General features: G+C 62.1%; 17 protein-coding genes and 1 tRNA gene. 12 read left to right on the top strand and 6 right to left on the bottom strand.

Annotated elements, in window-relative coordinates:
• Positions 1 to 79: 79 nt before the first annotated feature.
• On the top strand, positions 80 to 1,477 hold the full coding sequence (locus tag HHJ18_RS19800) for an ethanolamine ammonia-lyase subunit EutB (RefSeq protein WP_296918076.1): 1,398 nt from the start codon (positions 80 to 82) through the stop codon (positions 1,475 to 1,477).
• Between the two features lie 6 nt (positions 1,478 to 1,483).
• Positions 1,484 to 2,320 carry an ethanolamine ammonia-lyase subunit EutC gene (gene eutC, locus HHJ18_RS19795; RefSeq protein ID WP_296918074.1) on the top strand — a complete coding sequence of 279 codons (837 nt, stop codon included), beginning with the start codon at positions 1,484 to 1,486 and terminating at the stop codon, positions 2,318 to 2,320.
• 194 nt (positions 2,321 to 2,514) lie between these two features.
• Here the strand turns inward: eutC and alaS are convergent, their stop codons facing one another.
• The 4 genes from alaS to HHJ18_RS19775 form a co-directional block, all read right to left on the bottom strand.
• A complete protein-coding gene (alaS, locus tag HHJ18_RS19790) occupies positions 2,515 to 5,172 on the bottom strand; it encodes an alanine--tRNA ligase (RefSeq protein ID WP_296918071.1) in 2,658 nt (885 codons plus the stop codon).
• Between the two features lie 328 nt (positions 5,173 to 5,500).
• Positions 5,501 to 5,725: a hypothetical protein gene (locus tag HHJ18_RS19785; RefSeq protein ID WP_296918070.1), complete on the bottom strand. Its 225-nt coding sequence runs from the start codon at positions 5,723 to 5,725 to the stop codon at positions 5,501 to 5,503.
• An 82-nt stretch (positions 5,726 to 5,807) separates the two neighbouring features.
• Entirely contained in the window at positions 5,808 to 5,996 is a 189-nt protein-coding gene (locus tag HHJ18_RS19780; RefSeq protein ID WP_296918068.1) for a hypothetical protein, read from the bottom strand.
• 270 nt (positions 5,997 to 6,266) lie between these two features.
• Positions 6,267 to 7,658, bottom strand: a complete 1,392-nt coding sequence (locus tag HHJ18_RS19775) for a PLP-dependent aminotransferase family protein (protein ID WP_296918067.1) — start codon at positions 7,656 to 7,658, stop codon at positions 6,267 to 6,269.
• A 173-nt stretch (positions 7,659 to 7,831) separates the two neighbouring features.
• On the opposite strand from HHJ18_RS19775, the gene gabT reads away from it, so the two are divergent.
• The 10 genes from gabT to HHJ18_RS19725 all read left to right on the top strand — a co-directional run bounded on the left by gabT (position 7,832) and on the right by HHJ18_RS19725 (position 18,263).
• Positions 7,832 to 9,124, top strand: coding sequence for a 4-aminobutyrate--2-oxoglutarate transaminase (gene gabT / locus HHJ18_RS19770; protein ID WP_296918065.1), 1,293 nt, complete (start codon positions 7,832 to 7,834; stop codon positions 9,122 to 9,124).
• 93 nt (positions 9,125 to 9,217) lie between these two features.
• The gene (locus HHJ18_RS19765) at positions 9,218 to 10,294 is read left to right on the top strand and encodes an ABC transporter ATP-binding protein (RefSeq protein WP_296918063.1); all 1,077 of its coding nucleotides are present in this window, start codon (positions 9,218 to 9,220) and stop codon (positions 10,292 to 10,294) included.
• Between the two features lie 52 nt (positions 10,295 to 10,346).
• Positions 10,347 to 11,378, top strand: coding sequence for an ABC transporter substrate-binding protein (locus tag HHJ18_RS19760; RefSeq protein WP_296918061.1), 1,032 nt, complete (start codon positions 10,347 to 10,349; stop codon positions 11,376 to 11,378).
• A gap of 57 nt (positions 11,379 to 11,435) precedes the next feature.
• Positions 11,436 to 12,683 (top strand): ABC transporter permease, encoded by a 1,248-nt coding sequence (locus tag HHJ18_RS19755; RefSeq protein ID WP_296918298.1) that lies wholly within the window; start codon positions 11,436 to 11,438, stop codon positions 12,681 to 12,683.
• 6 nt (positions 12,684 to 12,689) lie between these two features.
• Positions 12,690 to 13,514: an ABC transporter permease gene (locus tag HHJ18_RS19750; protein ID WP_296918059.1), complete on the top strand. Its 825-nt coding sequence runs from the start codon at positions 12,690 to 12,692 to the stop codon at positions 13,512 to 13,514.
• A 22-nt stretch (positions 13,515 to 13,536) separates the two neighbouring features.
• Positions 13,537 to 14,496 (top strand): agmatinase, encoded by a 960-nt coding sequence (speB, locus tag HHJ18_RS19745; RefSeq protein ID WP_296918057.1) that lies wholly within the window; start codon positions 13,537 to 13,539, stop codon positions 14,494 to 14,496.
• A gap of 96 nt (positions 14,497 to 14,592) precedes the next feature.
• Positions 14,593 to 16,071, top strand: coding sequence for an NAD-dependent succinate-semialdehyde dehydrogenase (locus HHJ18_RS19740; RefSeq protein ID WP_296918055.1), 1,479 nt, complete (start codon positions 14,593 to 14,595; stop codon positions 16,069 to 16,071).
• Positions 16,068 to 16,517 carry a DsrE family protein gene (locus HHJ18_RS19735; protein WP_296918053.1) on the top strand — a complete coding sequence of 150 codons (450 nt, stop codon included), beginning with the start codon at positions 16,068 to 16,070 and terminating at the stop codon, positions 16,515 to 16,517. Before HHJ18_RS19740 ends, HHJ18_RS19735 begins: the two co-directional genes overlap by 4 nt.
• Before the next feature lie 58 nt (positions 16,518 to 16,575).
• Positions 16,576 to 16,649, top strand: a tRNA-Gly gene (locus tag HHJ18_RS19730).
• A 366-nt stretch (positions 16,650 to 17,015) separates the two neighbouring features.
• Entirely contained in the window at positions 17,016 to 18,263 is a 1,248-nt protein-coding gene (locus tag HHJ18_RS19725; RefSeq protein WP_296918051.1) for a DNA polymerase IV, read from the top strand.
• Positions 18,264 to 18,299: 36 nt separating this feature from the next.
• Here the strand turns inward: HHJ18_RS19725 and HHJ18_RS19720 are convergent, their stop codons facing one another.
• Complete coding sequence (locus tag HHJ18_RS19720) at positions 18,300 to 19,241, bottom strand: TIGR01212 family radical SAM protein (protein ID WP_296918049.1); 942 nt, start codon at positions 19,239 to 19,241, stop codon at positions 18,300 to 18,302.
• A 143-nt stretch (positions 19,242 to 19,384) separates the two neighbouring features.
• Entirely contained in the window at positions 19,385 to 20,734 is a 1,350-nt protein-coding gene (locus HHJ18_RS19715) for a hemolysin family protein (RefSeq protein ID WP_296918047.1), read from the bottom strand.
• Positions 20,735 to 20,746: the final 12 nt, after the last annotated feature.

Below are 20,746 nucleotides of genomic sequence, written 5' to 3'. Positions count from 1 at the left end.
TTTGATAGCGTTCAGGCCGTGCAGTTGCGACTCGGAAGCGCGGCTGGCCAGCCTGGCAACCCATTAGCGGAAGGCCCCCGTGCAAGCGCATCAGTACACCCACACCGTCGGCAGCCGGCGCTATGGTTTTCGCGACCTGAAGGACCTGATGGCCAAGGCCACGCCTAAGCGCTCGGGCGACCTGCTGGCGGGCGTGGCCGCGCGCAATGCCGAGGAGCGGGCGGTGGCGCAAATGGCGCTGGCAGAGCTGCCGCTGGCGACCTTTCTCAGCGAGGCGCTGATTCCTTATGAAGACGACGACATCACCCGGCTGATCATCGACAGCCACGACGGCGCCGCCTTTGCGCCGGTCAGCCACCTCACGGTGGGCGACTTTCGCAACTGGCTGCTGGGCGACGACGTGGACAGTGCGCAACTGGCCGCGCTGGCACCGGGCATCACGCCGGAAATGGCCGCCGCCGTGTGCAAGATCATGCGCAACCAGGACCTGATTCTGGTGGCAAAAAAATGCAGCGTGGTCACCCGCTTTCGCAACACTATTGGCTTGCCCGGCCGCCTGGCGACCCGGCTGCAGCCCAACCACCCGCTTGATGACGCCGCCGGAATTGCCGCCAGCCTGCTTGACGGCCTGCTGTACGGCAGCGGCGATGCGGTGATAGGCATCAACCCGGCCACTGACAACCTGCAGCAGGTCATCAAGCTGGTGACGATGCTGGACGACATCATCAGCCAGTACCAGATACCGACCCAGTCCTGCGTGCTGACGCATGTGACCAACACGATAGCGGCCATCGAGCGGGGCGCGCCGGTCGACCTGGTGTTTCAGTCCATAGGCGGCACCGAGGCCAGCAACCGCAGCTTTGGCGTCAGCCTGGCGCTGCTGGGCGAGGCGCGCAGCGCGGCGCTGTCGCTGCAGCGCGGCACGCTGGGTGACAACGTGATGTACTTCGAGACCGGCCAGGGCAGCGCGCTGTCGGCCCAGGCGCACCACGGGCTGGACCAGCAAACCTGCGAGGCGCGGGCCTACGCGGTGGCGCGCCAGTTCAAGCCGCTGCTGGTCAACAGCGTCGTCGGCTTCATCGGGCCAGAGTACCTGTTTGACGGCAAACAGATCATCCGCGCCGGACTGGAAGACCATTTTTGCGCCAAGCTGCTGGGGCTGCCGATGGGCTGCGACGTCTGCTATACCAACCATGCCGAGGCCGACCAGAACGACATGGACGTGCTGCTGACCCTGCTGGGCGTGGCCGGCTGTAGCTTTGTGATGGGGATTCCGGGCTCGGACGACATCATGCTCAATTACCAGACCACCTCTTTTCATGACGCGCTGTACGCGCGCCGGGTGCTGGGGCTGCGCCCCGCGCCGGAGTTTGAGGCCTGGCTGCAGCAGATGCAGATCTTCAGCCGCGACGATCAGTTCCGCTTGAACGCAACGCTGCCACCGGCTTTTCAAAAGGCGCTGCTGCGTCTGCCTTAGGCCCCGATGGACCCTGAAAAACCGACTGTCATTTTCAACCCTTGGGCAGCGCTGCGCCAGTTCACCGATGCCCGCATTGCGCTGGGGCGCGCCGGGGTCAGCTTGCCGAGCGCGGCGCATCTGGCATTTCAGCTGGCGCACGCCCAGGCGCGTGACGCCGTGCAGCTGGCGCTGGATGCGCCCCGGCTGGCGCAAACCCTGGATGCCGCTTTGAAAGGGCAGCGCTCGCCCTGCTTGAGCCTGCACAGCGCCGCCGCAGACCGCAACATCTACCTGCAGCGCCCTGACCTGGGGCGGCGGCTGGACGCGGCTTCACGCGGTTTGCTGGAACATCTGCCAGGCAATGCCTCTGCAAGCCCGCAGGCAGAGCGCCGCTACGACCTGGCGCTGGTGCTGGTGGACGGCCTGTCGGCGTTGGCGATTGAACAGCATGCCGCGCCTTTGCTGTTGTGCTTGCAGGACAAGATGGCGCCAGACAACTGGTCGGTCGCGCCGCTGTGCATCGTGCAGCAGGGGCGGGTGGCGATTGGCGACGAAGTGGCCGAACTGCTGGGCGCCAGGGCGGTGGTGGTGTTGATCGGCGAGCGGCCGGGTTTGAGCGCACCGGACAGCATGGGCTTGTATCTGACCTGGATGCCACGCGTCGGGCTGCTGGACGCCAGCCGCAACTGCATCTCCAACGTGCGCACTGGCGGTCTGGCTTACCAGCAGGCCGCCTTCAAGCTGCACTACCTGCTGGTGCAGGCGCGGCAGCGGCAACTGAGCGGTGTTGCGCTGAAAGATGAAACCGAAGTGGACGGCGCGCTGGAGACGGCGAGCCGAAAAAACTTTTTGCTGGAATGAACGTTGCGCGATGCAGTAGCTCAGCGACCTTGTAGGGTGGGCATTGCCCACGCTCACACGAGCCACCGTGTGCAGGGTTCAAGCTACTTTGGTGGGCTATGCCCGCCCCGTAACTCCTCCACACATTTTTTCCGCTGCAATCAGCCTATAGCCCATACTACACGGGCGTAAGCAGCTACTAAATTAATAGCAAATCAAAGCTTGGCGAAAACCCAGGCTGTCACGCTCGCCAGCGCTGAGTCCAGCTTGGCAGGCTCGCTGCCACCGGCCATCGCCAGGTCGGCCTTGCCACCGCCTTTGCCGCCGATCTGCTGGGCGACAAAGTTGACAAGCTCGCCGGCCTTGACCTTGGAGGTAGCGTCGTTGGTGACGCCAGCGGCGATCTGCACCTTGTCGCCCTCGACCGCTGCCAGCACGATCACCGCGGTTTTCAGCTTGTCTTTGAGCTTGTCCATGGTGTCACGCAGCGTTTTGGCGTCAGCGCCTTCAAGCCGTGCGGCCAGCACCTTCAGCCCCTTGACGTCAACGGCTTGCAGCATCAGCTCGTCCCCTTGCGAAGACGCCAGCTTGCCCTTGAGCGCGGCGACCTCTTTTTCCAGCGATTTCATCTGGTCCAGCACTTGGCCAATGCGGTTTTGCAGCCCGGACGGGCTGGCCTTGAGCGTGCCGGCGGCGGCCTGCACGGTGGCTTCGAGCGACTGCAGGTAAGCCAGCGCGTTTCCCCCGGTGACGGCTTCAACGCGGCGCACGCCGGCCGCCACACCGCTTTCAGCGACGATTTTGAACAGGCCGATGTCACCGGTGCGCGCCACATGGGTGCCGCCGCACAGTTCTTTACTTGACCCGATGCTCAGCACGCGCACGGTGTCGCCGTACTTTTCGCCGAACAGCATCATGGCGCCGGTTTTCTGGGCGGCGTCCATGTCCATCTCGCGCGCCTCGGCGGCCACGTTGGCGAGGATTTCGGCGTTAACGCGCGCCTCGATTTCGCGGATCTGCTCGTCGGTAACCGGCGCGCTGTGCGCAAAGTCAAAGCGCGTGCGCTCGGCGTTGACCAGGCTGCCCTTTTGCTGCACATGCTCGCCCAGCACTTCACGCAGCGCCTTGTGCATCAAATGCGTCGCGCTGTGGTTGCGCACGGTGGCGTGGCGCACGGCGGCATTGACTTGCGCGGTCACGGCATCGCCTACTTTCAAAGTGCCGTAGCTCACGGCGCCATGGTGGCCAAACACATCGGCCTTGATTTTTTGCGTGTCCTGCACTTCGAATTGCGCATCCTTGGTGGTCTGGCCCGCCACAATGCGGCCCTGGTCACCGACCTGGCCACCGCTCTCGGCGTAAAAAGGCGTGGTATTCAGCACCACGACGCCGCTTTGTCCGACGCTCAGCGACGGTACCGCGACGCCGTCGGCGTAGAGCGCCACCACCCTGGCGGACTCTTCGAGCAGTTCGTAGCCGGTGAAGGCGTGGCCTTCGCCGCTGTAGTCGAGGGCGCGGTCCATCTTGAACTTGCCGGCGGCGCGCGCCTGATTTTTCTGCTTGTCCATAGCGGCATGAAAGCCGGCTTCGTCGACTGCCACACCGCGCTCGCGGCACACGTCGGCTGACAGGTCGAGCGGAAAGCCGTAGGTGTCGTGCAGTTTGAAGGCCACTTCGCCTGGCAGCAGCTTGACGCCACCGGCCAGCGCAGCATCCAGAATCTGCATGCCGATTTCCAGCGTCTCGAAAAAGCGCTCTTCCTCGGCTTTCAGCACCGCGATGATTCGCTTTTCGTCGGTGGCCAGTCGCGGATAGGCGTCGCCCATCAGCCTGGCCAGGTCGGCTACCAGCTTGTGGAAAAAAGGCGTCTTTTTGCCGAGCTGGTAGCCGTGGCGAATCGCGCGGCGAATGATGCGGCGCTGCACGTAGCCGCGGCCTTCGTTGGACGGATTGACGCCGTCGCTGACCAGAAAGGCGGTGGCGCGGATATGGTCGGCAATCACGCGCAGGCTCTTGTTGTCCAGATCAGTGCAGCCGGTCTCGCGCGCGGCCGCCTTGATCAGCGCGTCAAAAATATCGATCTCGTAATTGCTGTGCACATGCTGCAGGATGGCGGCCAGCCGCTCCAGCCCCATGCCGGTGTCAACGCAGGGCGCCGGCAGATTGACCAGGCTGCCATCGGGCTGCATGTCGAACTGCATGAACACGTGGTTCCAGATTTCGATGAAACGGTCACCGTCCTCGCCGGGGCTGCCCGGCGGGCCGCCGGGAATGTGGTCACCGTGGTCGTAAAAAATCTCGGAGCACGGGCCGCACGGCCCCGTATCGGCCATCATCCAGAAGTTGTCGGACGCGTACTTTTTTCCCTTGTTGTCGCCAATGCGGATCACGCGTTCGGGCGGCAGGCCAATCTCTTTGGTCCAGATGTCGTAGGCCTCCTGGTCGTCCTGGTAGACGGTGGCCAGCAGGCGCTCGGGCGGCAGCTTGTAGACCTCGGTCAGCAGCTCCCAGCCCCATTTGAGCGAGTCGCGCTTGAAATAGTCGCCAAAGCTCCAGTTGCCCAGCATCTCGAAAAAGGTGTGGTGGCGCGCCGTGTAGCCGACGTTTTCCAGGTCGTTGTGCTTGCCGCCGGCACGCAGGCAGGCCTGCACCGAGGCGGCCCGCACGTAGGAGCGCTTGTCGCTGCCGAGAAACACATCCTTGAACTGCACCATGCCCGAGTTGGTGAACATCAGCGTCGGATCGTTGCCGGGCACCAGCGAGCTGCTAGTCACCACGGTATGGCCTTTCGACGCGAAGAAATCAAGAAAGGTCTTGCGGATGTCGGCGACGGTGGCGACGGTAGTGCTGGCAGTAGGGCTGGGTGTGGTCATGGCGGAAGGTGGGCTGGATGATCAGACGTGATAAAGACGTGAAGGCGGCGCAGCCGTGGGCCGGCCCGTGCGTAGCCAGCGCAGATAGCCCTGCACTGGCTGGCTGATTATAAGTTTGGACATAGGCAACTGGCCTGCGAGGCGCTGTCGGCGCGGCCAGCACGGCCTTGGCGGCAGCCTGCGGCTAGTGCCAAGCCAAGCGGCAAGACCGGGCAACGTCGCAATGGTTTACGGCGGGGGGCAGATGCGGTGATCTCAAGTCGGTTGGCCCATGACCACGGGCGTAGGCTGCTGCCAAAAGGCGACCCGCAGTCCGGGTCCCTTTAAGTCAGAGATATGAAGCGCCCGCCCAGCCCACCAGGGCGCACAATGCTACGAAACTTATAGCAATCACGGCGTCGAGCGTGCGCTCGCGACGCCGGTAAGTCGTGGTGTGGATGATGGAAACCGGGCTACCGGAGCTGGGCTGCCGCTGGCTGCGCGAGTGGCTGAACGCATTGCCATTCCTTGCCTGTTGTTGTTTGCGCCCGCCCAAAGTCATAAATTCTTTCATGATTTGACCTCCCTGCATTTCAGTTGGAAAACCTTCTTTTTAAGAATATTTGCCACCAGCCGGCGAATGCGGCCGTCAGCAGCTATCGACCTTGCAGCGCCTCGGCACGCATCGCCCAGTAGCTGAGGCTATCAGCCCAAAAGCTGGCAGATGCATCGTCCAATGCGCTGGCAGGATGCCGGCCCATGCCGGTCACCCTGCCCTCAGGCGCTCCATTTGGCGGCAGGTTTTCCAAGCCTGCGCCGTCCTCGTCAGCTGACACTGCGTTCATGCTTCCCTCCCCTTTTCATTTTTGGCGAATTCGTCGCTGAAAAAGACTATAAATCGGATGAAAATCAAAAGATGTAGAGAAATCTACTCTTGAAATGTGAAAAATTACCAATGCCGCAGGCTGGTTTTTTCTCCGCCTTTTTGACCGCGCGCCGGCGTCGGTAAAAAAAGCAGTTGAACTGGCATTGAGTTCACCCGCAAGAAACAACGCAGGTAAAACGCAGTACGGCTGGCCCGTGCCTGCAGTTCGGGGTACGCCCTCGGTCTGGTGCTAGCTGGCCTTGAGCATGGCCAGAAAATACAGCACGGCTTCGTCGTCGGCCCAGGCCACATTGAAACGCAGCCAAGGGCTGGGCTCCAGATCGACCGAGAACAGGTGGCCCGGGCCAAGCAGAATATCCCGCTCAGCCGCTTTGTAAGCCAGTTCGCCCGCGTTTTGAACGGCCGGGTGACGCGCCCACAAAAACATGCCAGCCTTGGGTTCGCTGAACAATTCAAAGTCCAACGCCAGCAAGCGGCTGGCCAGAAGTTGCTGGCCCAGCGACAGCCGGTCCCTGAGAGTCTTGATGTGTTTGCGCCAGCGGCCGTCGATCAGCGCGCCGTAAGCCAGGCGCTCGGTGAACTCGGACGAGGTCAGGCCCGAAATCATCTTCAGTCGTGCCAGGTCTTCAAGCAGTTCGGGGTTGGCGGCCAGATAGCCGACGCGAATATTGGGCGAAATGGTTTTGGAAAAACTGCTGATGTAAATCACCCGCTTCAACTGGTCCAGGCTGGCCAGCGACGGCCGCGACTCAGGGTCAAGATCGGCATAAATGTCGTTTTCCACAACAATGAAATCATACTTTTCAGCCAGCTGCAGCACCCGGTGCAAATGCGACAGCACGGCGGTGGAGCCGGTGGGGCTTTGCAGGCGCGGCTGGGTAAAAAATACCTTGGGCCGGTGTTCGATGATGCGGGCTTCCAGCGTATCAAGATCGTAGCCCGCTGGCGTGCGTGGCGCGCCCACCAGGCGAGCGCCCAAAAACCGCAGGGCAAAAAGCAAATTGGCATAGCCCGGCTCGTCGACCAGCACGGCGTCGCCCGGTCGCACCAGCTGGCGCGCGGCCAGGTCCAGGCCCTGGCTGGAGCCCTGGGTCAGCAGAACCTGCTCAGCATTCACGAGGACTTCACGGGAAGCGAGCAGGTCGCGCACCACCTGGCGCAATGGCAGATAACCCTTGGGTTCGCCATAGCCGCCCAGATCGACATCTTCCGAGGTCAGATTGCGCAGGCTGCGCCGCATTCCTTCAGTAAACAGCCAGTCGCCGGGCAGCCAGCCGCAGCCCGGTTTGCTGCGCAGCGCGCGGTTTTCAAAAATGCGGCGCAAGTACCACATCGAGTCAAAACTGTATTGGCTCGATGCCTCCATGGACAGCGTTCCCTGGCTGACGCGGCTGCGAACGAAAAATCCTGAATTCGCCTGCGACTGAAAGTAACCCAGCGCCACCAGCCGGTCATAGGCATCAACCACGGTGTAGACGCTCACGCCATGGGCATGGGCAAACTGGCGGATGGAGGGTAATTTGGCACCGGCGCGCAAAGATCCGTCTTCTACCATTTGGCGAAATCCCCCCACTATCTGGGTAACCAGTGCGACAGTTGACTGGGGATTGAGTACAAACATGAAGGCTAGGCCCAATTTGGTGCAAGGGTTTGTATGTACAGGGCGTGCTGGCAGCACAGTACACCGCGCAGCACGCGTGATCTGTATATGTTAACGCCGCTAAACAGCACCTAAAGTACGGCCATAGGCTCGAAAGACCGACGGGAAGCCGCCCCTATTACCAAGGAACCATCATGCACCGTGAACCCCATTTGACCAACGCCGCCCTGTTCGCCCGCCGCGAGGCCGCCATTCCGCGCGGTGTGGGCCAAAGCCACCAGATCTTCATTGCCCGCGGCGAAAACGCGGAAATCTGGGACGTGGAAGGCCGCCGCTTCATCGATTTTGCCGGCGGCATAGCCGTGCTCAACACGGGCCATCGCCACCCGGCCGTGATTCAGGCGGTCAAGGACCAGCTCGACCGCTATACCCACACCTGCTTTCAGGTGTTGGCCTATGAGCCTTATATCGAACTGGCCGAACGCATCAACGCCAAGGCGCCGGGCGACTTTGCCAAAAAGACGCTGTTCCTGACTAGCGGTTCCGAAGCAGTCGAAAACGCCATCAAGATTGCCCGCGTCGCCACCAAGCGTTCGGGCGTCATCTGTTTTGCCGGTGGCTACCATGGCCGCACCTTGCTGACGCTGGCCATGACGGGCAAGGTCGCCCCTTACAAGACCGGCTTTGGCCCTTTCCCGGCTGAGATATTTCACGCCGCTTTCCCCAATGCGCTGCACGGCGTGACGGTGGATGACTCAATGGCATCGGTCGAGGCCATTTTCAAGAACGACATCGAGGCCAGCCGCGTTGCCGCCATCATCATCGAGCCGGTGCAGGGCGAAGGCGGCTTTCACGTCGCGCCGCCAGAATTGCTGCAGCGTCTGCGCACGCTGTGCGACAGCTACGGCATTTTGCTGATTGTTGACGAGATACAAACGGGCGCAGGGCGTACCGGCACCTGGTTTGCGGTGGAACAAAGCGGCGTCGCGCCTGACCTCATCACCATGGCCAAATCAATGGCCGGCGGCTTTCCGATTTCCGCCGTGGTCGGCCGCGCCGAGGTGATGGATGCCGCCGCACCGGGCGGACTGGGCGGCACCTTCGCCGGCAGTCCGGTTGCCTGCGCCGCCGCCCTGGCCGTGCTGGATGTGTTTGAAAAGGAAAACCTGCTGCAACGCAGCCGCGATGTCGGCCAGCGCCTAAGTGCCGGACTGAAAGCCATGGCGGCTCGCCATGCCTGCATTGGCGACGTGCGCGGTCTGGGCGCCATGGTGGCGATAGAACTGTTCAAAAACGGCGACGTGAAACAGCCCGACGCCGACCTGGCCAAGCGCATAGCGACTGACGCAGCGGCTCGCGGGCTGGTTCTGCTGACCTGCGGCAATTATGGCAACGTCATCCGTATATTGGTGCCGCTGACCGCCAGCGACGCGCTGCTCGACGAGGGCCTGGCCATCATGGCCGCCTGCTTTGACGCCTTGGCCTGACACCTTGGCTTGATGCAGCTGCGGCACTAAACTTGCGTTGAAGTTCACGGCTACCCATCTGAAACTCGAAATTCATAGCAGGCCAACATTCGAATGAACAAAACCCAAGCACTGGTGAGCTTTACCGGCGTTCAAAAAACCTACGACGGCATCAATTTGGTGGTGCGTGACCTGAACCTGGATATCCGGCAGGGCGAATTTTTGTCGCTGCTCGGCCCTTCAGGCTCGGGCAAGACCACCACGTTGATGATGCTGGCCGGATTCGAGTCGCCCACGGCCGGTGAAATCAGCCTGAACGGCGTTCCCATCACCCGCACGCCGCCGCATAAGCGCAACTTCGGCATGGTGTTTCAGAACTACGCGCTGTTTCCCCACATGACGGTGGCCGACAACATCGCTTACCCGCTGACGGTGCGCAAGCTGCCGGCTGCCGAACGCGAGGCCAAGGTGGCGCGCGCGATCGACATGGTGCAGCTCGGCCGCATGGGCACGCGCTACCCGTCGCAGCTTTCGGGCGGCCAGCAGCAGCGCGTGGCGCTGGCGCGCGCGCTGGTGTTTGACCCGCAACTGGTGCTGATGGACGAACCGCTGGGCGCGCTGGACAAGCAGCTGCGCGAACACATGCAGATTGAACTGAGGGCGCTGCACCGCCGCCTGGGGGTGACTTTCGTCTATGTCACCCACGACCAGACCGAAGCGCTGACCATGTCCGACCGCGTAGCTGTTTTCAGTGACGGGCAGATTCAGCAGATCGATAGCGTCGACCGTTTGTATGAGACGCCGGTCAACCGCTTCGTGGCCGGCTTTGTCGGCGACCGAACCGTGATGCAGGCCGAAGTGATCCGGCTGGACGGCAGCCAGTGCGAGGTGCGTCTGCCCACCGGCGTGCAGATGCGCGGCTTCAACGTCAACGGCGCCCAAGTGGGGGAAACGGTGCAGTGCGGTATCCGCCCGGAGCGGCTGCAGATTACGCAGGTACCTGCCGCCAACACCTTCGAGACCCGGGTCGCCGACATCATGTATTTTGGCGACCACCTGCGCCTGCGCTGTGAGCTGCCCGGCCAGCCCGACGCCACCATCAAGATGCCGCTGGCGCATCACCAGCTGCCCAAACCCGGCCAGACCATACAGGTCCATGCCCCCGAAGAACACCTGCGTGTGTACCGCTGACAAGCGGCGTTTTTAGCTACCGTTTTTTCAACGTCCAACCCAAGGAAATCCCATGAGACTCAAGCCCCTGATATTTGCACTAGCTGCCAGCATCGCCTTGCCGGTGCTCGCGCAAAACCAGTTGACCGTGGTTAACTTTGGTGGGGCCAACGGCGCCGCCCAGAAAAAGGCCTATTTCGAGCCCTTCGAAAAATCCGGCGCCGGCAAGATCGTGCAAGTCGAATACAACGGCGAGCAGGCCAAGATCAAAGCCATGGTCGAAGCCAAGAAGATCAGCTGGGATGTCGTCGAGGTCGAAAGCCCGGACCTCAACCGGGGTTGCGATGAAGGCCTGTTCGAGAAGCTGGACTGGTCCAAAGTGGGCAGCAAGGCCGACTTCCAACCAGCCGCCGTGCACGAATGCGGCGTCGGCGTGTTTATCTGGTCCACCGTGCTGGCCTACAACGGCGACAAGCTCAAGACCGCCCCGACCACCTGGGCAGATTTCTGGGACACCACGAAATTCCCCGGCAAACGCGGCATGCGCAAGGGCGCTCGCTACAACCTCGAATTTGCCCTGATGGCCGACGGCGTGAAAACCGCCGACGTTTACAAGGTGCTGGGAACCAAAGACGGCGCGGAGCGCGCCTTCAAGAAACTCACGGAACTCAAGCCAAGCATCCAGTTCTGGGAAGCCGGTGCGCAGCCGCCGCAATTCCTGGTGGCCGGCGACGTGGTCATGACCACCGCCTACAACGGCCGCATTGACGCCGCCCAGCGCGAGGGCAAGAACCTCAAGATCAGCTGGACCGGCGGCATTTACGACCTGGACTACTGGGTAATGCCCAAGGGAACGCCTAACAAGGACCTGGCCGTGAAATTTATCGCCATGGCCTCTACGCCTGATGCGCAGGCCGAATACGCGCGCAACATCTCCTACGGCCCGACCAACAACAAGGCGCTGGCCAAGCTGGACCCCAAGGTGCTGGCGTTGCTGCCGACGTCCCCGGCCAACAGCAAGGACGCGCTGCAGTTCAACATCTCGTTCTGGGCCGACCAGGGCGAGGCGCTGGAAAAACGCTTCGCCGCCTGGGCCGCACAGTAAACCCGGTATGAAAAGGGCGCGCGCATGACCGCAACGGCTTCCCTGCCTATGACGCCCATGGCGCCGCCTACCCCGCATGGCGCCGCCGGACCGGCCCTGGCCGTCCAGCTGCGCCGGGTGGAGCGCCGCAAGCGCCTGCGTGCCATGGCGCTGACCCTGCCACTGCTGTTGTTCCTGGCGGTCACCTTTTTGGTGCCGCTGGGGGCTTTGCTGGTGCGGGCGGTGGAAAACCCCGAAGTCGCCGGCACGCTGGGCCGAACCGGCGAAACGCTTGCGGGCTGGGATCGCAAAACCGCGCCACCCGACGCCGCCTACGCCGCATTGCTGGCCGACTTGACAGCGATTCCAGAGACAGCGCAAGCCGGCGTGCTGGCGCGCCGTCTTAACAGCGAGATCGGTGGCGCACGCTCGCTCATCATGAGTACCTACCGCGCCCTGCCGCTGGGCACCGGATTGAGCCCTGCCCAAGCCAAGGAAAAACTGCTGGCGCATGACCCGCGCTGGGCGGAATTGCCCTATTGGTGGGCGATTGCCAAGAACAGTTCGCGCTGGACGCCCGACTACCTGCTGACCGCAGTGGACCTGAAACGCGATGCCCAGGGCGACATCGTGCGCGTGGGCGCAGGCGAAGCGGCCTTCAGCGACATTTTGCTGCGTACTTTTTCGATTAGCGCCATCGTCACGCTGCTGTGCATCGCGTTGGGCTATCCGCTGGCTTACTGGATGTCCACCCTGAGCGAGCGGCGCGCCAACCTGATGATGATTCTGGTGCTGCTGCCGTTCTGGACCTCGGTACTGGTACGCATCGCCGCCTGGATCGTGCTGCTGCAATCGAACGGGCTGGTCAATCGCTTCTTAATGTTCACGGGTCTCACCGATATGCCGGTGCCGCTGCTGTTCAACCGGCTGGGCGTCATCATTGCCATGGTGCACATCCTGCTGCCCTTTATGATTTTGCCGCTTTACAGCGTGATGAAGTCGGTGCCGACCAACTACGTGCGCGCCGCCGTGTCGCTGGGCAGCGCTCCTCTGGCCGCATTCTTTCGCGTTTATGTCCCGCAAACCTACCCGGGCATGGCCGCCGGCGGACTGCTGGTGTTCATCACCTCGATTGGCTACTACGTCACCCCGGCCCTGCTGGGCGGCCCGGGCGACCAGATGCTGAGCTATTACGTGGCTCAGTACACCAATGTCGAAATTAACTGGGGCATGGCCTGCGCGCTGGGTTCTGTCTTGCTGACGGCCACGCTGGTGCTGTACGCCTTTTACCGCCGCTTCGCAAAAGCCGAGCTGAGCCTGGGCTGAACCGACATGAAATCTGCTGTTTTCCACGTTTTCCCGGCCTACTACACGCTCGTTGACAAGCTAGGCTGGTACGGCCTGCGGCTGCTTTGCGCCGGCGTGCTGCTTTTTCTGCTGCTGCCCATCCTCGTCATCATTCCCCTGTCATTCAGCAACTCCTCGTTTCTGGCTTACCCGATTCCAGGCTGGTCGCTGCGCTGGTACCAGGAGTTGTTTGCCTCGGAGGACTGGGCCCGCGCCACGCGCAACAGCTTCATCGTGGCACCGCTGGCAACCGTGATTGCCACGACGCTGGGCACGCTGGCGGCGGTCGGCCTGGCGCGCGTGCAGTTTTTCGGCAAGGGCCTGCTCACCAGCTTGTTGATCGCGCCAATGGTGGTGCCTATCGTGGTGGTGGGTGTCAGCACTTACCTGTTTTTTGCGCGCATCGGCCTGTCCGACTCCTACACCGGGCTGGTGCTGGTGCATGCGGCGCTCGGCGCGCCCTTTGTGCTGACAACCGTGATGGCAACGCTGCAGGGCTTCAACCAAAACCTGGTCAAGGCCAGCCTGAGCCTGGGCGCCGGACCGCTGCAAACCTTTTTTCGCGTCACCCTGCCGGTGATTGCGCCCGGGGTTATATCGGGCGCGCTGTTTGCGTTTGCCACCTCTTTCGACGAGGTGGTGGTCACGCTGTTTCTGGCCGGTCCGACGCAGGGGACACTGCCGCGCCAGATGTTTACCGGCATCCGCGAGAACATCTCGCCGACTATTGCCGCCGTTGCCACGCTTCTCATCCTGTTCACCGCCGCGCTGATGATGGTGCTGGAGTGGTTGCGGGGACGCGTCAAGTAACGGTCATAGGAAAGGGTCACTTATGAGTCAAGCTCCCAAAATTTTTAACCAACCGCTGGGCGGCAACACCATGCCACGCTTCGGCGGCTGGGCCAGCATGATGCGCCTGCCCATGTTGAGCGAGGCGGCCGGGCTGGATGCCGCGTTCATCGGCGTGCCGCTGGACATTGGCACCAGCCACCGGCCGGGCACGCGCTTCGGACCGCGCCAGATCCGTGCGGAATCAAGCCTGATCCGTCCCTACAACATGGCCACCGGCGCAGCGCCCTTCGACGCCCTGCAGGTGGCCGATCTGGGCGATGTAGCGATCAACACTTACAACCTGGACAAGTCGATCGAGATCATCGAGCGGCACTACCAACCGGTCATTGACACCGGTTGCAAGCCACTGACGCTGGGCGGCGACCACACCATCGTGCTGCCCATCCTGCGTGCGCTGGCCAAGCGCCACGGCCCGGTGGCGCTGGTACATGTGGACGCACATGCTGACGTCAACGACGATATGTTCGGCGAGCGTATCGCTCATGGAACGCCGTTCAGGCGCGCGGTAGAAGAAGGACTGCTGCAGGCCAACAAGGTCTGGCAGATCGGTCTGCGCGGCAGCGGCTACAGCGCCGATGATTTCGACTGGCCACGGCAGCAAGGCTTCACCGTGGTGCAGGCCCACGAAGTCTGGTACCAGTCGCTTGCGCCCTTGATGGCGCGGGTGCGCGAATCCATTGGCCAGGCGCCCTGCTACCTGAGCTTTGATATTGACGGCATAGACCCGGCTTTTGCAGGCGGTACCGGCACGCCCGAGATCGGCGGGCTGACCGTTCCGCAAGCGCTCGAAATCATCCGGGGCTGCCGCGGATTGAACCTGGTGGGCGCTGATTTGGTCGAGGTGTCGCCCCCCTACGACGCTTCGGGCAACACCGCTCTGCTGGGCGCCAACCTGCTGTTTGAAATGCTCTGCGTGCTGCCCGGCGTGCATTACCGGTAACAAACCGATAAAAGCGCTTCGTTGTAAGCTTGCTAATTGCGGTCGCCATCCTCCCGCACCGAATTCAGATTGCCTGCTTCTTTAAAAGGAATTCCCATGGACATGAAAACATCTCCGCTTTCGTTGCTCAATGACCCCAGCCTGCTCAAGACCGATGCACTGATCAACGGAAAATGGGTCAAGGGGGCCAGCCGTTTTGATGTGAACGATCCCTCCAATGGCAGCAAACTGGCCGATGTCGCCAACCTCGGCCCGGCCGACGCCGAAGCCGCGATTGCCGCCGCCAATGCCGCCTGGCCGGCCTGGCGCAGCAAGACCGGCAAGGAGCGCCATGCCATCCTCATGAAGTGGTACCAGTTGCTGATGGCCAACCAGGAAGACCTGGGCCGCATCATGACCGCCGAGCAGGGCAAGCCTTTTGCCGAAGCCAAGGGGGAAGTCGCCTACGGCGCCAGCTTTGTCGAGTGGTTTGCCGAAGAAGCCAAACGCGTCAACGGCGAAACCTTGCCGCAGTTTGACAACAACCGTCGCCTGATGGTGCTCAAGCAGCCGATTGGCGTGTGCGCCGCCATCACCCCCTGGAACTTTCCGCTGGCCATGATCACACGCAAGGTGGCTCCGGCGCTCGCCGCGGGCTGCCCGGTGGTCATCAAACCGGCCGAACTGACGCCGCTGACCGCGCTGGCCGCTGCCGAACTGGCCATGCGCGCCGGCATTCCGGCGGGTGTGTTGAATCTTTTGAGCGCCGACGGCGACAACTCGATTGCCATCGGCAAGGTGTTTTGCGCCAGCGATGTGGTGCGCCACATCAGCTTTACCGGCTCCACCGAAGTCGGCCGTATCCTGATGGCGCAGAGCGCGCCGTCGGTCAAAAAATTGTCACTGGAACTGGGCGGCAATGCGCCCTTCATCGTGTTCGACGATGCTGACGTGGACTCCGCCGTGGAAGGCGCCATGGCCAGCAAGTACCGCAATGCCGGTCAGACCTGCGTCTGCGCCAACCGCATTTATGTGCAGGACGGTGTGTATGACCAGTTTGTTGAAAAGTTCGCCGCCAAGGTCAAGCTGCTCAAGGTAGGCAACGGCTTTGAAGAAGGCGTGGCACAAGGCCCGCTGATCGAAGACGCGGCGATTGCCAAGGTACAGCGCCATGTGGCCGACGCGATTGCCAAGGGCGGCAAGCTGCTGGTGGGCGGGCATAAGCTGCAAGGCCAGTTCTTCGAGCCGACAGTGATCTCCGAAGCCAGCGCCGACATGCTGTGCGCCAGGGAAGAAACCTTTGGCCCGTTCGCGCCGGTGTTCCGCTTCAAGGCCGAACAGGAGGCCATTGACGCGGCCAACAACACCGAGTTTGGCCTGGCCAGCTACTTCTACAGCAGAGATGTCGGCCGCATTTTCCGCGTGGCCGAGGCGCTGGAATACGGCATGGTCGGCATCAACGTCGGCGTGATTGCCACCGAACACGTGCCTTTCGGCGGCGTCAAACAATCCGGGTTGGGCCGAGAAGGTTCCAGCCACGGCATGGAAGAATATGTGGAAATGAAATACCTTTGCCTGGGAGACATCCTCAAATGAACCGCAGACTTCTAATTCAAGTTGGGCTGCTCAGTGGGTTGGCCCTGAATGCTCCTTTTTTAATAGCTGCTCACGCACAAAACACGGGGCCTACAGGCCAAAAACGCCATAAGGTCGTGGTTCAGGTCAGCGACAGCGACCCGGCGCTGTGGAACCTGGCACTCAATAACGTCAAGAACCTGCAGGACGACGTGGGCGCCGCCAACGTGGACATCGAAATCGTCGCCTTCGGTCCGGGCATTGGCATGCTCAAGCTCGGGTCACCAAGCAGCGTACGCCTTGCCGACGCCATAAAGGCCAACGTGAAAGTGCTGGCCTGCGAAAACACCATGCGCGGCCAGAAGTTAACCAAGCCCGACATGCTGCCCGCCATCGGCTATGTGCCATCCGGCGTGTCCGAGATCATGAAAAAGCAGGGCGAAGGCTGGGCCTACCTGCGACCGTGATTGGCGGGCGCGTCTGCCCTATGGCGCGCCACAGACTGCTTCTATAATCAACGCCATTGCGGGTGTAGTTCAATGGTAGAACGGCAACTTCCCAAGCTGCATACGAGGGTCCGATTCCCTTCACCCGCTCCATCTCTCAGTAAATGCGTGATTTCATTCAGAAATCATGCATTTTTTTTGCCTTGTGACAACACACACCTACAAGTAACGCGGCCAGGCGCGTCAGCGGCCGCCGATTTTCCCCGAGCAACGTGCCAGCGCAGTTGCCAATTTCATTTGAAGCGGTGGCAAGCACTTACTCAGACTTGAACCGGTTCCGATAGCCCGTTGACCGCAAATTTTCCCGGTATTGCTTGTTTCGCGGCCCGCCGAGATTGGCACAAGGAATTGGTGAGTGCTCCAGTTCAGTAGAGCCATCGACCGGCTGAATCGTCGAGTATATTTTTAGCTGCGCTACGCTCTCAATTCATCCATCGCGCCCTAACCGCAAGCTAAAACATGCCGCCCCCGCTACGCCGCATTGCCCACCTCGACATGGACGCATTTTTCGCGTCGGTGGAACTGCTTCGCTATCCGCAACTCAAGGGCCTTCCGGTGGTCATTGGTGGCGGGCGCCGCAAGGTGGATGAGGCGCTGCTGACGACGCGGGGCGATCTGGGAATACGGGCGCCGCGCTTCATCCCGGTGGCGGACTTTCCGCTGCTGAAGGAGTACGTGGGCCGCGGCGTCATCACCACGGCAACCTATGCTGCGCGGCAGTTTGGCGTGGGCTCGGCCATGGGCATGATGAAGGCGGCCAGGCTGTGCCCGCAGGCGATTGTGCTGCCGGTGGATTTCGAGGAAATACGCAAATACTCGCGCCTGTTCAAAAACACCATCACCGAAATTGCGCCGCTGATGCAAGACCGCGGGGTCGACGAGGTCTACATCGACTTCACCGAAGTGCCCGGTGGCCAACGTGAGGGCGGCCGCGTGCTGGCGCGGTTGATCCAGAAAAGCATTCTTGAGAAGACCGGCCTGACCTGCTCGGTCGGCGTGGCGCCCAACAAGCTGCTGGCCAAGATGGCCAGCGAGTTCAACAAACCCAACGGCATTTCAGTGGTCCACGAGGATGACCTGCAAAGCAAAATCTGGCCGCTCAACGTACGGAAAATCAACGGTATTGGCCCCAAGGCCGGTGAGAAGCTGGCGCGGCTGCAGATCCACACGATTGGCGAGCTGGCCGCGCGAGACCCGGCCTGGCTGATCGACAATTTTGGAAAAGCCACCGGTGCCTGGATGCATGAGGTGGCCTGGGGCCGCGACGACAGCCCGGTGGCGACAACAAGCGAGCCCGTCAGCATGAGCCGCGAGACCACCTTCGAGCGCGACTTGCACGCAGTACGCGACCGCGCCGAGTTGGGCTTGCTGTTTACCCGGCTGTGCGAGCAGCTGGCCGCCGATCTGCAGCGCAAGGGCTATGTCGCCAAGACCATTGGCATCAAGTTGCGCTATGACGACTTCAGAAGCGTGACGCGCGACCAGACGCTGGAGCAGTTCACCGCCGACGCCGCAACCATACGCAAGACCGCCGGGCTGTGCCTGAAACGCGTCCCGCTAGAGCAACGGCTGCGCTTGTTGGGGGTGCGCGCCTCCACGTTGGTAAAAGCCGCCGAAGTCCTTTTTTATGAACAAAATAAGCCCATAACCCAATCAGAACGGGCGCAAAGCGCTATTAAAAGCATAGCAAATGATCAGCTTTTTTAGCGCTTGGTCGCACCATGCCTGGAAGCCGCTATAGGTTCAGGAAGCGTCAAATTGAACCATCGCGCCCACGCCGCAGAGCCCGATATGGCTACCCTGCCCTCCCTTGCGCGCCAGATCGTCGCGAATCGCATCGGCTGCCGGCCATCGGGTGTGGCACCAGTCTGGCGCGATCAGCATCGGTTCACGGGCCGAGGCCGTGATCCGGTGGAACACCACGCCTGCCGGCGTGCGCCGGATCAATTCGGCGGCAGTCGTCACATACGCTGGCAGCGGCATCGGCGCCAAGCTTCCGCGGGCATATTGCGCGGCCATGGTCGAACCCTTGACGATCATCAGCGGGTGCAGCTTGAGCCCCTCGACACCGCATTCCAGCACGCGGGCATGGGTTTCCATCATCATGGCCGGCGTCTCTTCGGGCAAGCCCAGTATCAGATGGGTGCAGACGGGAATGCCGTAACGCCGGGCCCGCGCTACTGCATCGGCGTAGGCGACAAAACCGTGGCCCCGGTTGATGCGCTTCAGGGTTGCGTCGTGGGCGCTTTGCAGGCCGAGCTCCAGCCAGACCTCGTAACCCTGATCGCGGTAGCCGGCCAAAATCTCCAGCACCGCGTCGGGAACGCAATCGGGCCGGGTGCCCACGCACAAGCCAACGATGTCGCCCCCGGTCAGCGCCTGCGCATACAGGCGCCGCAGTTCCTCGACTTCGGCATAAGTATTGGTGTAGGCCTGAAAATAAGCCAGATAGCGGCTGGCGCGGCCTGTGGCGGCCTTGCCGGCGGCAAGCTGGTCGCTGACCGATGCCTGCGGATCGCCATCGCTGAACGACAGCACGCTGCAGAAGGTACAGCCGCCCCGGCCCAGCGCGCCGTCGCGGTTCGGGCAGGTAAAACCCACATGCAGCGACAGCTTGCGCACGCGCGTGCCAAAACGCGCTTTCAGGTGCTGGCCCAGGGTATTGACGTAACTTTCGAGTTGCACTGAGGGAAGGATCCGGCGAGTTCTTGTGAAATTCAGTTTAGTGCAGTGCGCTGTCTGCGCTCTTGCAGCGTCAGGCGCTTGTCAACATTGCGCAACTGGTGAGATCACCTTGCGTCGTCACGCCAGATGTGTACTTCCCGAGCCTACAGCTTGGCAGATGCGACGCTGCCGCTGGCCAGCACCTTGTCAATACGCTTGCCGTCCAGGTCCACCACCTCAAAGCGCCAGCCCGCGCACTCAACCTGCTCGCCAACTTTCAGCAAGCGGCCGGACACGCTTTGCAGCAGGCCCGCGACGGTGTTGTAGCGCCCCCGGTCTTCTTCGGGCAAGTCCTTGATCTCCAGCCGGGCCTTGAGTTCGGACACCGGCATGACGCCGTCAATCAGCCAGCTGCCGTCTTCGCGCTGGGTCGCCCAGGCATCGACCTGCGCGCCGGGCTGCAGCTCGCCGGTGATGGCCTCCAGCATGTCCATAGGCGTCATCAGGCCCTGCACCACGCCGTATTCATCCACCACAAACACAATGCGCGTGGAGCGGGCGCGAAACTGCTCGATCAGCTCCATGCCGGTGAGTGTTTCAGGTACAAACACCGCCGGGATGGCATGGTCGCCAATGCGGTCGGCCACCGAGGGGGCAGCGCCCCCGCCTCTATCCCCGTCCGCGCCCGCCACCGCGAACTGAAGCTGCCCGCGCAGGGCCAGCAGCTTGGCCACATTGACCACACCCACCACGTCATCGAGGCTGCCCCGGCACACCGGATACCACGAGTGGCCGGTGGCACCGGCCTTGTCAAAGGCCTGGGCGACGCTATCGGACGCGTCAAGCCATTCGATGTCGGAGCGCGGCAGCATCAGGGAGGTCAACAGACGGTCGTCCAGCAGGAAGACGTTTTGCACCATCTGGTGCTCGTGCTCCTCGATCAGACCGGCGTCCACGCCGCCTTCCAGGCTGGCGGCGATTTCCTCTTCGGTCACGGCGCGCTGGCCCGCGTTGTCCACCCGCAGCAGCTTGAGCACTGCATGGGTGCTGAGGGACAGCAAACGGACAAAGGGCTTGGCGCCAGTGGCCACCCACATCATCGGGCGTGCCACCAGCCGCGCCACGGTCTCGGGGTAGAGCTGGCCGATGCGCTTGGGCACCAGTTCGCCAAACACGATGGTGATGAAGGTAATGACGGTCACCACCAGCGCGGTGGCCGAGATTTCGGCGGCACGATGCGGCGCGCCCCACCCCTGAATCCAGACTGACAGGCCGTCGCTGAAGGCGGCCTCGCCAATGATGCCGTTGAGCATGCCTATCGAGGTGATGCCGACCTGCACGGAAGATAGAAACTGGGTCGGATTTTCCAGCAAGGTAAGTGCCGCCTGGGCCCCCTTGTCGCCTGACTCCGCCATGGCGCCAAGCCTGGCCTTGCGGCTTGACGCGAGTGCCAGCTCCGACATGGCAAAAACCCCGTTAAGCAAGGTCAGGAAGGCAATCAGCAGGAAAGTCATAAATACGGAGGC

Origin of the sequence: Polaromonas sp. (genome assembly GCF_012927455.1) — a bacterium.
Lineage (GTDB): Bacteria > Pseudomonadota > Gammaproteobacteria > Burkholderiales > Burkholderiaceae_C > Polaromonas.
The sequence above is the reverse complement of the archived record's forward strand: the minus strand, read 5'-3'. Positions and strand labels throughout refer to the sequence as shown.

Coding starts and splice junctions, on each gene's coding strand:
- eutC (WP_296918074.1), top strand. CDS start 1,484: ATGGACCCTGAAAAACCGACTGTCATTTTCAACCCTTGGGCAGCGCTG.
- alaS (WP_296918071.1), bottom strand. CDS start 5,172: ATGACCACACCCAGCCCTACTGCCAGCACTACCGTCGCCACCGTCGCC.
- HHJ18_RS19785 (WP_296918070.1), bottom strand. CDS start 5,725: ATGAAAGAATTTATGACTTTGGGCGGGCGCAAACAACAACAGGCAAGG.
- HHJ18_RS19780 (WP_296918068.1), bottom strand. CDS start 5,996: ATGAACGCAGTGTCAGCTGACGAGGACGGCGCAGGCTTGGAAAACCTG.
- HHJ18_RS19775 (WP_296918067.1), bottom strand. CDS start 7,658: ATGTTTGTACTCAATCCCCAGTCAACTGTCGCACTGGTTACCCAGATA.
- gabT (WP_296918065.1), top strand. CDS start 7,832: ATGCACCGTGAACCCCATTTGACCAACGCCGCCCTGTTCGCCCGCCGC.
- HHJ18_RS19765 (WP_296918063.1), top strand. CDS start 9,218: ATGAACAAAACCCAAGCACTGGTGAGCTTTACCGGCGTTCAAAAAACC.
- HHJ18_RS19760 (WP_296918061.1), top strand. CDS start 10,347: ATGAGACTCAAGCCCCTGATATTTGCACTAGCTGCCAGCATCGCCTTG.
- HHJ18_RS19755 (WP_296918298.1), top strand. CDS start 11,436: ATGGCGCCGCCTACCCCGCATGGCGCCGCCGGACCGGCCCTGGCCGTC.
- HHJ18_RS19750 (WP_296918059.1), top strand. CDS start 12,690: ATGAAATCTGCTGTTTTCCACGTTTTCCCGGCCTACTACACGCTCGTT.
- speB (WP_296918057.1), top strand. CDS start 13,537: ATGAGTCAAGCTCCCAAAATTTTTAACCAACCGCTGGGCGGCAACACC.
- HHJ18_RS19740 (WP_296918055.1), top strand. CDS start 14,593: ATGGACATGAAAACATCTCCGCTTTCGTTGCTCAATGACCCCAGCCTG.
- HHJ18_RS19735 (WP_296918053.1), top strand. CDS start 16,068: ATGAACCGCAGACTTCTAATTCAAGTTGGGCTGCTCAGTGGGTTGGCC.
- HHJ18_RS19725 (WP_296918051.1), top strand. CDS start 17,016: ATGCCGCCCCCGCTACGCCGCATTGCCCACCTCGACATGGACGCATTT.
- HHJ18_RS19715 (WP_296918047.1), bottom strand. CDS start 20,734: ATGACTTTCCTGCTGATTGCCTTCCTGACCTTGCTTAACGGGGTTTTT.